This window comes from Sphingomonas sp. UV9, from assembly GCF_004101245.1.
Classification (GTDB): Bacteria; Pseudomonadota; Alphaproteobacteria; order Sphingomonadales; family Sphingomonadaceae; genus Sphingomonas.
The window spans coordinates 1-18,641 of the sequence record NZ_SCIN01000005.1; the positions used below are offsets into that span (position 1 = coordinate 1).

Below are 18,641 nucleotides of genomic sequence, written 5' to 3' on the forward strand. Positions count from 1 at the left end.
GGGGGTAGAGGCGGGGGTAGAGGCGGGGGCAGGCGTAGGGGCAGGGTTCTCTGCTGCGGACACCGCTTCCAGGATCGGCCCCTGGGCGGCGTGTCCGCGATAACCCGCGTCATGCTCGACCGAATTCGAAGCGGCCAAGCCCTGGCTTCCGGGCCTTGCCTCACTTGAACCTTGGGCGATGGTTCCGGGGACCCGGTTGGGACTGCGCATGGCGGCATCCTGAGGTGAAGGCGTGCAGGTGGCGAGTGCCGCGGAGAGAGGTAGCAAAATGCGGAGCATCGCGTTTTTCCGTCGGCTTGAGCGGCCTTCGATACGCCAACGGTGACATTGAGTCACGGCTGTTCCGGACGAGGGGAGGGGGACGCCCTACGCGGTCGAACAGAGCCAGGAAGGCCGGAATTCGCCAGCAATTTAGCCTTTATCTGCAACAGCTTCCTCAGTTCGCCTTCTGCCGGAGCGCTTTGTGAAAAATTTATGTCGCTTCTGCGTCGACAGCGCGATCTTGCGCTTGACCAACGTGAACATACAATGACAGAATTGAAATAATTAAAGCCAATTACGAACGAATCTGCCTGCCTAAGTGCACATTGCACAGCATGAACGATGCGATCGTGTCACAAAGGGGGAGTCTTCATGAATATTTCCGGTCTGAGCGGTATTGCACCCACCGATGGCGTGGTTAACGACGTGGTAATCGGTATCCGGGAACCGCTGACGGAAATAGACTCCCTGCCGACCGAGAATTTCCTGGCCGGATCCCCGGATCGCCTGGCAGGTATCGATCGCACGCCGAGTGGCGACATGGGTCCGGGCTCGTGGGATCCACTGGCGGAACTTGCTCATACGACGATCGTCGCAGGATGCGGTTGCGCCGCGTGCCAGGGATTCAGCGATGCGGATGGGGGCGTCAAAGGCGTCAACCCGATCGATGCCAATCCCGAAGGCAATAACATCGGCGTGCTGCTGCCGCTGGTCACCAATCCGGACGGAAGCCGCTCGTTCACGGGCAACCGCAACATCGACGCGACCCTGATCGGCGCCAAATGGGGCACGCTGAACCTTACCTACAGCTTCCCGACGTCCGGCTCGAACTACAACGGCAGCGGCTATGACAGCAACGGCGTCAGCCTCTACCACATAGACCTGGGCACGCAGCAACAGGCCGCGGCGCGCGCGTCCTTCGCCCAGCTCTCGGCCGCAACCGGCCTGACGTTCACCGAAATCACCGACACCGACACCGTCCACGCCAACATCCGCATCTCGCAGAGCGGCGATCAGGACGTCGGGTCCGCCTATGGCAACTTCCCGTCCGACACGCGCGGTCTGTCGGGCGACATCTGGTTCGGCCGTACCAACCAGCCTTATTACGATCTCGCCTTCAAGGGCACATGGGGCTACGCCACCATGATGCACGAGATCGGCCACACCATGGGGCTGAAGCACGGGCATCAGGACTACACCAACAGCGACCTGTCCTTCTATTTCGGCGGTGCGCCGCGCTTCGGCACCCAGTCGCTGACCCCGGATCGCGACGGCCAGGCCTGGTCGCTGATGACCTATACGCCGGCGCCCGGCACCGGCGGCTTCGCTGGCGAGAAGATCAACCAGCCGCAGACCTACATGCAGTATGATCTGGCCGCGCTTCAGTACATGTACGGCGCCAACTACACGACCAATGCCGGCGACAGCGTCTACACCTTCAGCCAGACGACCGGCGAGATGTTCATCAACGGCGTGGGCCAGGGCGCACCGTCGGGCAACAAGATCTTCCTCACCGTCTGGGATGGCGGCGGTACCGACACGATCGACGCCAGCAACTATTCCAACGGCATCACCATCGACCTGCGGCCGGGCGAGTTCTCGACGTTCGACCAGTCGCAGCTTGCGAACAACCTGGCCTATCAGGGCCTGACGTCGCTGGCGCCCGGCAACATCGCCATGTCGCTGCTCTACAACAACGACACGCGGTCGCTGATCGAGAACGCCACGGGCGGCGCAGGCAACGACATCTTCGTCGGCAACGTCGCCAACAACGTGCTCGACGGCGGCGCCGGCAGCGACACGGTGATCTTCACCGGCACCACTGGGGTGAACGTCACGCTGAACGACACCGGGGCAGACGTCGTCGTCAGCCACGATGGCGAGACGGACACGCTGCGCAGCATCGAGAATATTCAGGGCACCATCGCCAACGACGTCCTGATCGGCAACAGCCAGAACAACACCCTGAGCGGTGGCGCCGGTGGGGCGGATACGCTCTCGGGCGGGGCAGGCGACGACCGCCTTATCGGTGGCGGCTTCACCGCCATCACGACCGTCTCGGCCCCCTCCCAGCCGGATATCGCCAAGCCGCAGACGACCAACAATGACAGCATCGCGACGGCGGTGAGCATCGCCGGCGCCTATGACGTCGACGCCAATGCGAACATCACGAACGCGACCAGCATCCCGCATGCAACCATCAACGCCGTAGCGGCCGGCGGCGCGCTGGAATATTACCGGATCGATGTAACTGTCGCCGGGTCGCAGGCGATTTTCGACATAGATGGCGCTGGCACGCTCGATGACAGTTTTATCGAACTGGTTAACGGCGCAGGTACCGTGCTGGCCAGCAACGACACGGGCACGGGCGATCCGACCTACCCTGGGCATGACGATGCCTATCTGACCTACACCTTTGCAGCAGTAGGAACCTATTACCTTCGTGTCGGACAATGGACTGGCTCTGCCATTGCCCAGCCGCTGACCGCCGGGCAGAGCTACCAGCTGAACGTGTCGCTCCAGAACGCGGCCGTGGTGACCACCACGGTTACCGCCACCAACACCAGCAGCATCGTCGCGGACGGCGGCGAGGGTAACGACTTCCTGCAGGGCACGATCGGCAACGACATCCTGAACGGCGGCACCGGCAACGACACCGCGTCGTTCGCCACCGCGTTCAGCGGTGGTTCCACGACGGGTGTGACGGTTGACCTGAACGCACAGGGCGCCGCGCAGAACACGGTGGCGGCAGGATCGGACACCCTGACCGGCATCGAGAACCTGATCGGTTCGCAGTATAACGACACCCTCATCGGTGACGCGAACGCCAATATCATCGAAGGCGGCCTGGGCAACGACACGCTGAGCGCCGGGGCCGGCGATGACACCGCGTCTTATGCGGGTTCCGCAGCCGGGGTGACGGTCAGTCTTGCTCTACAGGGCGCGGCGCAGAACACAGGCACCGCGGGCACGGACACGCTTACCGGGTTCGAGAATCTGGTTGGCTCCGCGTTCAACGACACGCTTAGCGGCGATGCTGCGGCAAACACCGTTTCGGGTGGCGCAGGCGACGACACGCTCGCCACGGGCGGAAACGTGGGCGGCACCGTGGATCTGCTGGACGGCGGCACCGGGTCGGATACGGCCTCGTTCGCAGGCTATACCGCGGGCATTACGGCGCGACTGAACGGTGCGAACGACGGGGCTGCCAATATCGCCGGTGCGGCGATCGCCACGTTGCGCGGCATCGAAAACCTGACGGGCGGTGCCGGCAACGACATCCTGATCGGTGACGACAATGCCAACGCTCTCGAAGGCGGCCTTGGTGATGACGTCCTCGACGGCGGCGCGGGCATCGACACCCTGCTCTTCACGGGCGCGACCGGGGTAACGGTCAACCTCACCGCGCTGACTGCCCAGGGTCTGGGCAACGACACCGTTATCAACTTCGAGAACGTCCGGACCGGCTCGGGTGCCGATAGCGTCACCGGCGATGCGGGTAACAACATCCTGTTCGACGGCGGCGGCAACGACATTTACGACGGTGCGGCAGGGGCGGACACGGTCGACTATTCCGCTTCCACCTCGTCGGTTACCGTCAACCTCAACACGACCACTGCCCAGACGGTCGGTGCGTTCGGCGGTAGCGACACGATCACCAACGTGGAGAACGTGATTGGTGCGGCGAACTTCGCCAACAGCCTGACCGGCGGCAACACCACGGCGAACCGGTTGGTCGGCGGCGCGCTTGCCGACTTCGTCATCGGCGGCGGTATGTCCGACACGCTGATCGGTGGTGCCGGCAACGACGTCATGTTCGGCGACTACGTCAACACGTTCAACACCGGGGCAACGACCGCGGACGGCGACGACGTCCTAGAAGGGGGTGCCGGCAACGACACCCTCGTCGGCGGCATGGGTAACGACACCCTGCGCGGAGGCGACGGCGACGACGTCCTGGTGGGCGGCATCGCCAACGCAATCGCAGCCGGGCTGACCGCGGTCTACACCAACGACGGTGGGAACGACACGTTCGATGGCGGCGACGGCACCGATCTGGCCTACGCCTATTACACGGATCGCGCGGGCGGGGTCAGCTTCGATCTCGGCAATCTGGTGGGCGATAGCGCGATCACGATCGACGGCATCGCCGCAGGTTCCTTCACAAGCGTCGAACGCGTCGTCTTCCGCGGCGGACTCGGCAACGACGTCGTGCGGGGCGGCGGTACGCTGGACACGCTGGTCGGCAACGCCGGCGACGACGTGCTGGACGGCTGGTACGGCAACGACACCCTGTCGGGCGGACTCGGCAACGATACGCTGATCGGGGGCGAAGGCCTGGATACCGCAACCTATGTGAACTCGACGGCGGGCGTGAACGTGGATCTCCGGATCAAGGGCGTCGCGCAGGATACCGGCGGCGAGGGCACCGACACGTTGGTCGGCATCGAATACCTGACCGGCTCCGGCTTCGGCGACACGCTACGCGGCGATGACGATTTCAACCTGATCACCGACAATACGGTTGCCACCACGACAGCGGCGCTCAGCCAGACGGATTCCCTGTTCGGCTATGGCGGTAACGACAGCATCCTGGTGACGCGTGCGAATGCGACCACCGCTGGCACCGCGACCGCAGCGACCAACATCAACATGGACGGCGGTGACGGTAACGACTTCATCGAACTGCGCGGTGGTACGCTATCGACTGCGCTGGCGACGAACGCCGCAGGCCTTTCGGGCACGACCTATCTGGCGCTCGGCGCGACCTCGAACGATCGAAACGTCGATGTCGTCACCGTCGATGGCGGTGCGGGTAACGACCGCATCGTCCTGACCGGCGTCGCCAGTGCCACGGTCAACGCCGGGGACGGTGCCGACATCGTCAGCATCAGCATGCGCGGCGCATCCAGCGTCAACAACTACCAGCTCGCGCTGGGGGCTGGCGCGGACATCATCCAGTTCGGCGTCGGCGCCACGGCAGGCACATCGACGGACGTGGCGACCACGGCTCGTACCAACCGCGTGGCCGACTTCGAGGGCGGCAACGCCGGCGACAAGTTCGAGATGACGGACTTTCTCAATCGCGGGCTGACCAACTACACCGCCAACAGCAACGCCTTTGCCAGCGGCCATCTGCGGCTGGTTCAGCTGGGCGGGGACCTGCTGATGCAGGTCGATCGCGACGGCGCGGCGGGCAACGTCAACGGCTTCGTGACCATCTTCGCGATCGGCAACGGCTATACGGGCGGGTTCACCGCGTTCAACTTCGACGGGTTTATCGGCGACCTCACCCTGTCGGGCTTCTCCGCCGATGAAACCATCACCGGCGCAACCGGCAACGACGTCCTCAACGGCGGTGATGGTAACGACACCCTGATCGGCCTGGCCGGCAACGACACGCTGGATGGCGGCAACGGCAATGACATCCTGCGCGGCGGCGCAGGTAACGACACCCTGATCGGTGGTGCCGGGATCGATACCGCAAGCTACAGCGAAGCGACGTCCGGGGTACGCGTGAACCTCCTCGTCAGCGGCGCGCAGGTCACGGGCGAAGGCACCGACACGCTCGTCGGCATCGAGAACGTGACCGGGTCGGCGTTCAGCGACGTCATCACCGGCGATGCAGGGGCCAACGTCATCGACGCGGGTGCCAGCAACGACGCGGTCGACGGTGGTGCCGGCAACGACACGATCTTCGGTGGCGCGGGCGACGACATGCTCATCGGCAATCTTGGCGCCAACACGATCGATGGCGGCGACGGCATCGACACCGGCGTGTTGCTGGAAAAATACGCCGATTACACCGTCACCCAGACGGGCGCAGGATCGGCGACCATCGTCCATAACGGCGCGATCGAGAGCAACAGCTTCACCAATGTCGAGCGCTTCCGCTTTGTCGACGGTGTGGTGCTGACGCTCGGCGGGGGCGGCAACGACCTGTTCGACCTGTCGCAGAAGACGGGCGCGGTGGCGCTGGCGACGGGGGCGGGCAACGACGCGATCCTGGCAGGCGGCGCGCTGATCGCTGCAGACCGGATCGACGGCGGGGCCGGCACCGATCAGATCGGTCTCAAGGGCGACTATACCGGTGCCAATCGGCTGGTGCTCGACGCAGCCACGCTCAGCAATGTCGAGGTGTTGGCCGTCTTGGCGGATGGCAGCTACGACATCACCAGTGCGGACGCTACGGTCGCGGCCGGCCAGGTGTTCACCGTGTTCGGCGGCAACCTGACCAGCGCCGACAGCCTGAGCTTCGACGGTTCGGCAGAGACCGATGGCTCGTTCCTGATGTTCGGTGGCCTTGGCACCGACGCGCTGACGGGCGGTGCCGGCGACGACGCGTTCTTCTTCGGCCCGGGAGGGTTCGGTGCGAACGACGTGGTCGTGGGTGGCGCCGGGACCGACCAGCTCGGGCTTGACGGCTTTGCCGGCAACCTGTCGCTGCGTGCCGACAATGCCGATGTCGAAGTGCTGGCCCTGCTACGCGAGCCGAACGGCGCAAACACCTATGGGACGCTGTTCGTCGAGGACAGCTGGGTGGCAGCCGGCGGGACCAAGACGATCACTGCGGTGACCAGCTTCCAGGGTCAGGCGGGCTCGGTCATGGCCGATCTCGTCATCGATGGCAGCCAGGAGACGAACGGCAACCTGCGCATCCTCGCAGGGTCGGGCAACGACACGATCTTCGGCGGTGCCGGCGACGACACGCTGTTCGGCGGTCTGGGTCGCGACAAGATTTCGGGTGGTGCGGGTTCGGACACCTTCGTGTTCAACGCCGCAGCGGAATCGAACGTCACGGTCGGCAATAATGGGGCTGCTGTCCTGAACTACGACACGCTGTTCGGCTTCACGCAGGGATCCGACGTGATCCAGGTAAACGGCCAGACCTACGGCACCGCCACGGCAGGCCAGAACGGTCGGCTGGACGATGCCACCTTCAACGACGATCTTGCTGCAGCCTTTGGTAACATCGGCGGCAATGCGGCCGTGACGTTCACCGCAACCTCGGGTAATCATGCAGGCGAGACCTTCCTGGTCGTCAATACCGATGGCGTCGCCGGCTATCAGGCCGGCAGCGACCTCGTCCTGCACCTTGCCCCAGTGGGCGACCTGACGCCGCCTTCCGTTATTCTGTAAGCATCACCAAGGGAGATCAATCATGACCATCACCACCAAGACACCCGTCGCCCGCAAGCCCTGGGTACGCCCCGCAGTCCAGAAGATCGCGGCAGGGCAGGCCGAGGTCGGCACCCGCACCGCGGGTGACGGTACGTTCACCACGTCCTGATCAATCCACATCCGCAAGAAAGGCCGGCGCGATACCCATCGCGCCGGCCTTTCTCGTATCTGCGTCCAAACGGGTCGCGGTGCGCGACGGATGTCGAAACCGCGGTTTGTACGTTCGGGACGTGCGTGCGGACACGGCACAGAGCCTAAATGGTCCGGTCGGCAGAGACGGCCCGGACCTATCAGGGGTGACGCCGTTTCCGCTTCCCAGTGCAGACGTCGATGCCGGACGACTCCTGGCGGACGGAGCGCCTCGTTCTGACCAAGAGACCACAATTGAGGATTCCCCGGTTCTCATCCGGCTTGATGCCGAGTTTCCGGCGGTAACCGTACAGAGCAGACCTCGAACGCCATGACGGGTTCGTGGTACGCGGTGAGAGTCGAATGGCCGTGCGCGCGCCCGACGGCACCAAACAACCAGCAGCTATTCGGGATCGCCAAAATCGCTATTTGTGCCTGTTTGGCAGCCGACAGCTCTCCACTTTCGTCGCTGACCAGCGCGCGCCAACAGATCGAGCATCTCGCGAGCGCCATCGATGCTGTGCATACCGCTGGGGCTATTAGTTTTATGCCTGCCCCCGTTAACTCTAGTACTCCGGGTAAAACCCGGATACAAATGTGATAACGAGCGAGTTACGTAGCAAAACTAACTGATAAGGCGCGTTATTCTATATATTCTAGCGTGTCTAAATAGGGTTTTTACTTTTGACGACGATCATATCTACTACGATCATGGCAGGCGCGCTGGTCGTTGCTGGCGCCGGGTATCGCATATTCGTTATCAAGCGGCGGCGACGCCAGAAGGAACGTTGGCTGCGCTGGCGTGCGGAAGTCCAGCAAAACTGGGACAATCGCCCCGGCGCCTAGTGACGCGTGCCGCTCCACGGCCTCGCGCCCAAAGCTGCCTCGCCTCATTTGCCTCTGCCTTTGCCGGCACCGCAATCCTGGCGGACGGAATGCCATGTTCCGCAACGTCACTTCGCCGTTCAAAGGTGATCCATCCGCCATCCACCGCCCCGGCAGCCCGCCATCCCCCGGCGATGCTCGGAAAATGCCGAGAAGGCCCCCATTGGAGGATTTCAGGTAGAGTGGACGACACGCCGAGCAAAATGTTGCCAGCAAAGCGTCGTCAAACCTTGTCGTCAATACCGATTGAAACAGCTCACAGACTAAATATCATACCACCTCTGTTTTGCGGCATCATTGGTATTGTTTTGATATTGCGAACGTGACAGCATGTGCCTGTCCAGGGGTCGGGATGGTACTGCCGAGCAATGTCAGCGAGGTCACGGGGCGTTAGATCCCGATGAACGAGCGACGTTAATGTTCACGAATGCTTCCGGACAGGGTCGGAGGTAGTCGATGTCGCGCAGCATCATCCATGTGACCCTCTTGGCAACAGAGGGGGTGATAGAATGGTTTCGTTCAAGGGGTTGATGACCACGACATGTTGCGCGGCTGCGTTGGTCGCGTTGCCGACCTTGGCTCAGGCCCAGTCGTCGGATACCGGCGCTTCGAACATGGGCGCTTCGAATATAGCTTCGGATACAGGCGCCGGCGACGGTGTACAGGATGGCGTTGCGCAGGATGACCGGGCCGCGATCGGTGATCCCGTCGCTTCCGCCAAGCTGGCCGCAGACACGGAACGGGCCGGAAAACAGCGCGAAGGCGGGAACATCGTCGTGACCGGTACGCGCATCACGCGCCCGAACAACCGCTCTGCCGCACCGATCGTCACCACGACGGCCGCGGAGATCGCCGCACAAGGCGCCACGACGATCGAGGAGGTGCTGAACCGTCTGCCGCAGGTGCAGGTGAACTCGGAACAGAATTTCAGCGATTCCGAAGGTCGCCAGCGCATCAAGCTGCGCAGTCTGGGCTATGAGCGGACGCTAACGCTGATCGACGGCCTGCGAGTTGGTCTCGCCAATACGGTCGACGTCGGCATCATCCCCAACGCGCTGGTCGAGCGGATCGACGTACTGACCGGCGGTGCCTCGTCCGTTTACGGCTCGGATGCGGTGTCGGGCGTCGTCAACTTCGTCCTGAAGAAGAACTTCGAAGGCATCCGGCTCGACGCGAACTACAGCTTCTTCAACCATGACAATGGTAGCAATGACGTCACCGACGCGGCAGATCGCGCCGGTTTCAACGCCAAGCGCGGCTTGACCAACGATGGCGGACGCTCGGACGTGAGCTTGGCGGCGGGCGCCAACCTGTTCAACGACCGCGTGAATATCACCGGCTTCGTCAACTATCGTCAGTCCAATCCGGTCGAGCTGGTCGATCGGTCCTATTCGGTCTGCGAGGCGGTCCAGCCGTCCAACACCTCGCCGCTCGGCTGCTCCCGCGCGAGCTTCACGCCGGCGGGTACGATCATTCCGCAGTCGGGGCCGCGGGCCGGGCAGATCCTGGTCAACAATCCCAACGGCAACGGCACCTTCATTCCGATCAACAGCGGACCGCCGGGCACCTCTGCCAACCCCTATGACAATTGGGCGGTGCAGCGCGCCTTCAATCGCATCAACGTTGGCGGTTTCCTGACCGCGAAGATCAGCGACGATATCGAGCTTTATGGCAACGGGCTGTTCTACCGCGACAAATCCTACAACACCCAGCTCAACCGCACCTTCAACTTCGGCGCGTACGGCACCGACCCGTTCCGGGTGAATTGTGACAACGCGTTCCTCTCGAGCGCACAGGCGCAGGATTTGTGCGGCGCCAATGCAGGCGTCGCCGGGCAATATGCGCCGATTGACGTACGCTATCGCTTCGACGGTCTGCCGTTGACGCGCCAGCAATTCACCAACGAAGGGTATCGCATCGTCGCGGGGCTGCGCGGGCGTGGGCTGAACGACGTGTGGTCTTACGATGTCGCTGGCATGATCTCCCGCGCGCGGCTCGACACCATCGACGTACCGTTCGCGCGCTTCGACAACATCAATCGCTCGCTCGACGTCGTCCGCGTCAATGGCACGCCGACCTGTCGTGCGGTCGTCAACGGCACCGATCCGACATGCGTGCCCTTCAACGCATTCGCACCGTTCAACCAGGATACGGCGCTCAACCAGTATCTCTATGGCGGCGCAACCGGTGGGATCAGCACGCGCATTCCGCGGCTGCTGCAGTTCGTCGGCACCGTCAGTGGCGATCTGGGCAAATACGGCATCACTTCGCCGCTCGCGGAGCAGGGCATCGCGATCGCCCTGGGGGCGGAATATCGCGAGGAGATGGAACGGACGATCGTCAACGAGATCTTCCAGCAGAACAATGGCGGCGAGAACCAGCGCTTCACGCAAAGCATCCTGGAAGCCAATGCCGAGGTGCAGGCACCGTTGATCGAACACCGCCGGTTCGCAGAGCTGTTGCAGGTCAATGCTGGCTACCGCGTGTCGAAATACAACCGGCTCGACGGCAAGTTCGACACCTGGAAGGTCGAGGGCCTCTGGTCGCCAGTGGCCGATATCACGCTACGTGCGTCCTACAACAAGTCGCAGGCCGCACCGGGCGTCAGCACTGCGCAGGGTGCCGCCAACATCTTCTGGAACCAGGGATTCTATTCCGACCCTTGCGCGCCGCGGATCGATCCGTCGAACCCCAATGGTGGGCGTCTGGCGCCGTCCGCGACGTTGCAGCAGTGCCGCAACACCGGTCTTCCTGACAATCTCTACGGTAGCGCCTCGCTGGTCTGCCCCGATGATCGGTGCACGGTGCGCGAGGGCGGCTTCAACCTGACGCCGGAAAGCGCGTATACCAAGACGTTCGGCGTCGTGCTGCGCCCGCGCTTCCTGCCCGGCCTGACGGTGTCGATCGACCGGTGGTTGATCGACCTGAAGGACCAGCTCGACTTCCTCCAGCCGCAGAACATCATCGGCGAGTGCCTGGCCACCGGGAACGAGTATTTCTGTCGCGGCATCGTCCGCAACCCCGGCACCGGCACGCTGTCGAGCTCGCCCGCGACCAGCCCGGCGACGGGTTGGGTGGCCCGCGGCTCGGCCAACGGCTACAAGTCCCAGTCACACGGTTGGGATTTCCAGGGTCAGTACAATGTCGGCCTGGGCGGCGTCGGGCGGCTCGACATGAGCTTCAACGGTACGCTGATGACCCGGGTAGGCTCGCAGTCATCGCCGACCATCGAGCCGCGCAATTGCGTGGGGTATTTCGGCAATCTCTGCGGAGAGAGCATGCCGCGCTGGGCACACCAGTTCCGCACCACCTGGACCGCACCCGACCGTACGACCAGCCTGTCGATCAACTGGCGTCATCGCGGCGCGATGCTACTCGACATCTACGCGCCCGAAGATACCGGCATCCCCGCACAGGACGCGAGCGCACGACGGGATCAATATCCCGGCGCCGGCTCGTACAACTGGATCGACGTCGCGCTCAGCTTCGACATCAACAAGCAGATGACGTTCCGCTTGGCCGCGAACAACGTGTTCGACCGCGATCCGCCGCTTATTCCGGACAGTCGTTCGCGGATCGGGCTGCTTCGCGGCAATACCGTGATGGGGTATGACCTGCTCGGGCGGCAGCTCGTCGCAGGCGTCTCGCTGCGGCTGTAACGTCTTCGGATGATGTCCGATGCCGGGGTCCCGATCGATGTCGATCGGGACCCCGGTCATTCCGCTACCTGGCGTCAGCGCCCACTGCACCGATATTGGCCGTCATCGTAGCACAATGAAATGCGTGTTGGCATCCGACCGCATTAGCGGCTCGAAGCCGGATCAGCCGATAGGCAGGTGGACCGCAACGAGGTCCAGCATCATCGGGTGGGGAGCGATCATTTCGACTGGTGCCGCGGCCACCTGGAACGCGGCGGATGGGACGATCTGCATGACAAGGTCCTGTCCGGCCTGATAGCCGTCGATCCCATTGGCATCGACCACCAAGAACGTCTCGCCCTGATGATTGCCGGCGTTGGCGTTGAAGAACACCGCAGACCCGCTAGTCAGGCTGCCGCGTACCGCGTTGCCGAGGTCGGTGTCGAAGCTCGCATCGTCGAGCTGGCCGGTGACATCGGTGCCATACGTGTTGCGAACGACGCCCGCGGCCTGGACGACGTCTGCACCACGGGTGAAACCGACCAGCGTGTCGTATCCCGTGCTCGAGGACTCGCTGGCGGCATTGTAGACGAAGACGTCGTTGCCCGCTCCGCCGGCCAGCGTGTCGCGACCGGCTCCGCCGAACAGCAGGTCGTTGCCGCTGCCACCCGTCAGCGTGTCGCTGCCCGATCCCCCGAAGATGTTCAAATTGCCCTGCGCGACCGCGCGTCCGTCGACGACCAGATCGGTCGTGACCGGCAGCCCCCAGACCGTCTTGGTCGCGCCCCCGGTAACGAAGCTGTCGGCAATGGTGATGGTGTAGTCGTTCGCGGCATTGCCCGGCTGTGCCGGCCCTGCAAGCAACGCCACAGTCTCGACACCCGCACGGTTATCGAGCGTGATGGCGTAGTCGCCGTCGAGCGCCAGCTGATCGTTGCCGGCGCCCCCGACCACGACATCGGTCGCGCTCCAGCGATCCGCCCCGAACAGAAAGCCGTCATTGCCCGCCCCCCCGGTGAGTGTGTCGACACCTAGACCACCATACAGCGTCAGCGATCCCGACGCGACGGCGGACCCGTCGACGGTGAACGCATCGCCCGCCGCCAGATTGGTCCCGAACACCGTGAAATTGCCCGCAGCGCCGATGACGCCGTCATTGAGGACGATATCGTAGCTGAAGCCCGACAGAGCAGCGAGAACCTCGACATCGTTCAGCGTGGTGGCGGTCAGCACCAATCGATTGGCACCGGTATAGTCGCCCTGCAGACCGACCTGATCGATACCCGAACCGCCGTCGATCCGGTCCGCCCCGGTCAGCGCCGAACCGAAGAAGAACGCATCCGCCCCGGCTCCACCACTCACGCGATCAACGCCGCCATTCGACAGATCGAAATAGTCGGTGCCCTGCGTGCCGCCATACATGTCGTTGCCGGCAGTCCCGAGGATATGGCTGGCGCCATCCGGGGCAGGGGTCGCGATCCCGCCGATCGTGATCGTCGCGGTCGCGGTCGACCCGCCGCTGATCGTGTAGGTGAAGCTGTCGGTGGTCGTCGCACCCGCTGCCAGCGTGCTGAACGCGCCATCCGGATTATAGGCAAAAGTACCGCCCGACAGCAGCGTGATGAGTGCACCCGACGAGAGGCGTACGGCTTGGCCGATGCCCGCCGCGCTGCCGTTCAGCGCAACGACGCTGAGCGACGCATCGCCACCGGTGTCGTTGGCGAGCACGGTGCCGCCATAGACCGAGATCGCGGTGATCGCGAACCCGTCGGCGACCGCGACGGCCGGACCGGTGCCGCTCCGCACGATCCCGATCAGCGCCAGCGCCTGGTCGTGATCGGTCGTCGACAGCCCGTCGTTATAGCCCGCATTGTAATGGACGATGTCGAAGCTAGATCCGGCATACAGCCCGGTCGACACGATGATGTTGTCGAACGACTGATAATAGCCGTCGAAATAATAGGTGTACCGCTCTTCGACCGGCAGTTTGTAGATCAGGTTGGACAGCGCGCCGGTGTTACCCGCGGGTGCCAGCGTCTGAAGCGCGGTTTCGTAATAGAAGCCGTTGAAGTCGCCATTGACGACGAACTGGTGCGACGGATCGCGCGCGAGGATCGCATCGACATAGGCCTTGGCCGCGGTCGCCTGCGCGGTGCGGGCGGCGTCGCCGGCATTATTGGGAGGCTGGTTCGCGCCGTACAGCGCGTCCGACCCGCCGCGCGAGGTCGAGTGCAGGTCGATCGCGGTGAACACCTGACCGTTGAACACGAAATCGGCGACGGCGGGCTTGCGCGTGCCGTTATAAGCGTCGGCCTGGATCGCGGTCGCCGATCCCTCGACATAGCTCACCCGCTCGGTGTTGAAGAGGAAGCCGTTGCGGATGTTGCCGTTGGGCGCCCCGCCGCTGATGTTGGTCGCGGTCGGCGCGACCTCAACATAGCGATAGGTTGGACCGCCCGCCGCGGCGATCGCGTCGATCAGCTTCTGTGCGGTCGCGGCGCCCGACAGGTCGGTGCCGGCATTCTCGCCATCGGCGTCCTGGACTTCCTGCACGCCGATGATGTCGGGATTGTGCAGCGCGTTGACGATCTCGTTGGCGTGGATCGTGAAGCGCGCATCGACCGCGGCCTGCTTGACGGCATAGGTGGCGTCGGTATCGCCGGTCGCTCGCGTTGCCACGGGCGCCAGGTTTTCCAGGTTGAAGCTGGCATAGCTCAGGCCCGATGCCGTCCCGACCAGATTGGTAGTCTCGCGGGGCAGGGGGGTCGCGGTGGTCGCGGCGCTGACCGGGCCGGTCGGGTCGACCTCGTATTCGCCCCCGAAGTAATTCACGATACCGGTCACGTCGTTCAGCGTGTCGCCTTGGTGGTAAGCGCCTGCTGCGGAAATGCCCTGGTAGATCTTGATCGTCTCGGGGTTCACGTCGCCCGCCGAGATCGTCATGCCGCCCCGGCTGTTCAGACCCGTAGCGCCCACGCCCAGCGACGCGACGACATAGGTTTCGCCATTGGCGTTGGTATCGGCGACGACCCGCGGCGCGCGGACAGTGACGCGCATCCCCTCGAGCGATTCATAGAAGTCGGCGCCGTCGGTGGTCGGATCGTAGCTGGTGAGGCGATCGTCGTCGATCACCTGGGTGGGCGGCGCGCGACCGGTGCCGTCGGTCGCGATCAGCACCGCGGCCGGCAGCGCGACCGACGGGTTGGTGACCGTGATCGCGGTCGGGCTGTTGAGTTGCGTGATCGTCAGGTTGGTCGTCGCCGACGCGAATTCGGCGACCGTACCCGACAGCGTGATCGCATTGCCCACCGAGACCGTCGGCGGGGTCGTACCGGTCGAAACGAAGATCGCGTCCGACGTGCCGTCATTGCCGTCGCCGTTCGGATCCTGAATATAGAAGCCGTTGCTGCGCACCGAGGTGACGACGCCGCTGGTGGCGACGACCTGACCGGTGAACAGCGAGCGGTGACCCAGCCCCTGGATATCGTAGATCGCGATCGGGCCGGTATCGTCGTTGAGGATCGTCGCGGTCGCGCTTGGGGCGGGAACGACGAAGCCGACCGGATTGGTCAGGTTGACGACGAAGGTCTCGTTGGCCTCGTTGACCCGGTCGCCGTTGACGAGGATCGTGATCGTCTTGCTCGTCTCGCCGGCCGCGAAATTGACCGTGCCGGTCTGCGCAACATAGTCACTGCCTGCCTGCGCGGTGCCGTTCGCTGTGGCGTAGCTGACGCTCGCGGTACCGACGCCGCTGGAACGCGTGACCGTAAAGACCGCTGCGGTGGCGCCGCCATCACCTTCGAGAAGGCTGATGTTGCTGATCGCCGCGGTGGGATCGGTGCTCAGGCGCGCAGTGACCGAGACATTATCGATGCCGACCTCGTCACGGCTGCCGCTGCCGACCGACGAGACGTGGATCCAGCGCAGATAGAGATAGCCGCCATCGGCGACCGTGCCGGCAATGCTGACCTGTTCGTTCTGGCTGGTGAAATTGGCGGTGGTATTGTCGATCGCCGTCGGGGTCGTGAAGCTGGCCGCGGCCACGCTCGTGAAGGTCGTGCCGTCGGTCGAATAGGCAAGCTGCATGTTCTCGCCGCGCGTCGCATTGTTGCGATACGCCCAGTCGAATCCGATGTCGAAGCTAGTTGCCGTCGCGCCGCTGGTGTTCTGGATGCGCGCCTCGATGAAGCCGCCTGCTTCGAGCTCGGCACCGGTCGGCTGGAGGATCAGCGCACGATCGTTGACCGGGGTGTACACGCCCGCGGTCACGGGATCACCGCTGATCAGGCCACGACCAAAATCGCCTCCCGATGCGCCGGTGAAGCCGTAGGACGGGTTGGTCTGGTCCGACAGGCCGACGACGCGCCAGACGTTGGAATCGAGCTGTCCGCTGCTCGCCGCGGCGCCGGGCGCGAAGCCTGATGCAGAGAAATCGGCAAAATTGGTCGTGAAGATCGAGGCGGTCGCAGGCACCGCGTCATCATTGGCGATCGTGCCGGTCGCCGCACCGCCCGCGATGATCGCATTGGTCGGGTTGGTCAGCGTCACCAGCAATGTCTCGTTGCGCTCGAACACCGTATCGCTGTTGATCACGACGCTGACGGTGGTGCTGGTAGCGCCGGCCGCGATCGTGAAATTGCCCGCCAGCGCGACATAGTCGCTGCCCGCAGACGCCGTGCCGTCCGACGTCGTCGCCTGGAAGCTGATCCCGCCGGTCGGAGCAGGCGCGCTGGCGGTCACCGTGAAAACCAGAACGCTCGTGCCTGCATCACCCTCGATGATCGAGGCGTTGGCGATCGACAGCCCGGGCAGGTCGTCGTTGAGGATCGTGCCGGTCGCGCTCGCGGTGGTGATCGTCTGGCCTGCGCCGGCGCCCGACAGCGTGACGGTGAAGGTCTCGTCGGGTTCGCTCACGGCGTCGTTGTCGACCGGCACCAGGATGGTGGCCGTGGCTGCATTGGCGGCAAACGTCACTTGGCCCGCAGGCAGCGTTCCGCCCGCGAAATCATTCGCCAAGGCGGTGTCGTTGCTCCCCAGCGACACCGCATAGGACAGGGTCGCGGCCTGGCTGAGATCGCCGGTGCGGGTGACGATCAACGGGATGCTGCCGGTCGCTTCGCTGGCGCTGCCCGCAGCGATCGCGAACGCGGAATCGTCGTTGAGGACCGTGTTGGTCAGCGTGGCCGGGCTGACGTCATAGCCGGCGCTGGGGGAGGACAGGGCGAGCACGAACGTCTCGTCGGTCTCCGTCAGCGTGTCGCCCGCGACCGTGATCGTCACCGTCGTGCTGCTTTGCCCTGCCGCGAAAATCGCAGTGTTGGTCGTCGCACCGACGAAATCGGCCGCGTCCGCGGTACCGCCCGCGACGACCGCATAGGTCACCGTAGCAGCCGCGGCGGTGCTGCCGGTCCGGGTCAGCGTGAAAGAGTAAACGGTGTCGGTGCCGGTGCCTTCGCTCTGGCTGACCGTCGTCGTCTGCAACGCGATCGTCTCGTTCGCGACCGGGGCAGCCTGCGGTGCGAACGCGACGCCGCGAAAGGCGGTGTTGGTCGCGGCGGTGGCCAGGCGCGTGCTGCCCCCTGCCAGAATGCCGTTATAGCCCGTCGCATCGCTGAACAGATCGAGTGCAGTGGCGGTCGTCCCGAACAGCGTCACGGCGCTGCCGTTGACCGATCCCGTCAGACCGGTGAGCCCGCTGTCCGCGATCGAGCCGTTCGACGTCCACAGCCCCCCGACCAGCGAATATTTGAACAGCCCGCCGCCCGACCGGCTGTCGGCAACGTACAGCGTATCGACGCCGTCGACCGCGGCAGTCAGATCGGCGAAGAAGAAGGCACCCGGCGCCGATGCGGCGATACTGGGCGAAGTCGACGAGCCATCGCTCGCGATGTTGGTGACGATCTGACCTGCGGTCGTCGGCGTACCGGTGCCGACAGTCGAAATCCGGAACGTACCGGACATCGCGCTTTCGTAGAGTTGGCCGTCATAAAGGCTAAGCCCGCGCACGTTGACGGGGCCGGTCGCACTGGTGTTGAGCTGGGTCACGGCCGCGCTGCCGAACGTCCCGTAGGAGACGCCGGTCGTCGATGTGCTGACGTAGAAATTCGCGCCGTCGTTGCTCGCAATACCGCGCACGTTGCCCGCACCGATTGCCACCGAGGTCGACGTGTCGACAATGCCGTCGACACCCACGCGACCGATGACGCGGCCGGTTGCGCTCGACAGCGCGGTAGCGTTTGCCGTCGCTACCGCCGTGTCATAGCCGGTCAGCATGAGGAAGCGGCCGTCGGCGCTGCGGGTAAGGAGGCCTTCGAGCGCCGAATTGCCGATCGCGGTCAGCGTCTGGTTGGTGATCCCGCCAAGGCTGATATCGGCGGTCGGCAGCGCGATCGACTGAACCAGGATCCCGGCCGACGTATATTCGTCCAGGAACACTGCGGCGGTTGCGTTCGACAGCGCGGAGCTACCCGATCCGACCCGATAAACAACGACATTTCCTGCGACAAATGCACCCACGACCGATCCCCCCGATTATGTCACGCGATT

At 64.2% G+C, this 18,641-nt stretch carries 4 protein-coding genes; 3 read left to right on the top strand and 1 reads right to left on the bottom strand.

Annotation, left to right across the window (positions count from 1 at the left end; all coding sequences use genetic code 11):
• Positions 1–633 precede the first annotated feature (633 nt).
• The 3 genes from EQZ23_RS20525 to EQZ23_RS18350 all read left to right on the top strand — a co-directional run bounded on the left by EQZ23_RS20525 (position 634) and on the right by EQZ23_RS18350 (position 12,116).
• Entirely contained in the window at positions 634–7,401 is a 6,768-nt protein-coding gene (locus EQZ23_RS20525; protein WP_164913505.1) for a M10 family metallopeptidase C-terminal domain-containing protein, read from the top strand.
• Positions 7,402–7,423: 22 nt separating this feature from the next.
• Positions 7,424–7,552, top strand: coding sequence for a hypothetical protein (locus EQZ23_RS20530; RefSeq protein WP_276318491.1), 129 nt, complete (start codon positions 7,424–7,426; stop codon positions 7,550–7,552).
• Positions 7,553–8,987: 1,435 nt separating this feature from the next.
• A complete protein-coding gene (locus EQZ23_RS18350; protein ID WP_240663678.1) occupies positions 8,988–12,116 on the top strand; it encodes a TonB-dependent receptor plug domain-containing protein in 3,129 nt (1,042 codons plus the stop codon).
• Between the two features lie 162 nt (positions 12,117–12,278).
• Here the strand turns inward: EQZ23_RS18350 and EQZ23_RS18355 are convergent, their stop codons facing one another.
• Positions 12,279–18,530, bottom strand: coding sequence for a Calx-beta domain-containing protein (locus tag EQZ23_RS18355; RefSeq protein ID WP_164913506.1), 6,252 nt, complete (start codon positions 18,528–18,530; stop codon positions 12,279–12,281).
• Positions 18,531–18,641: the final 111 nt, after the last annotated feature.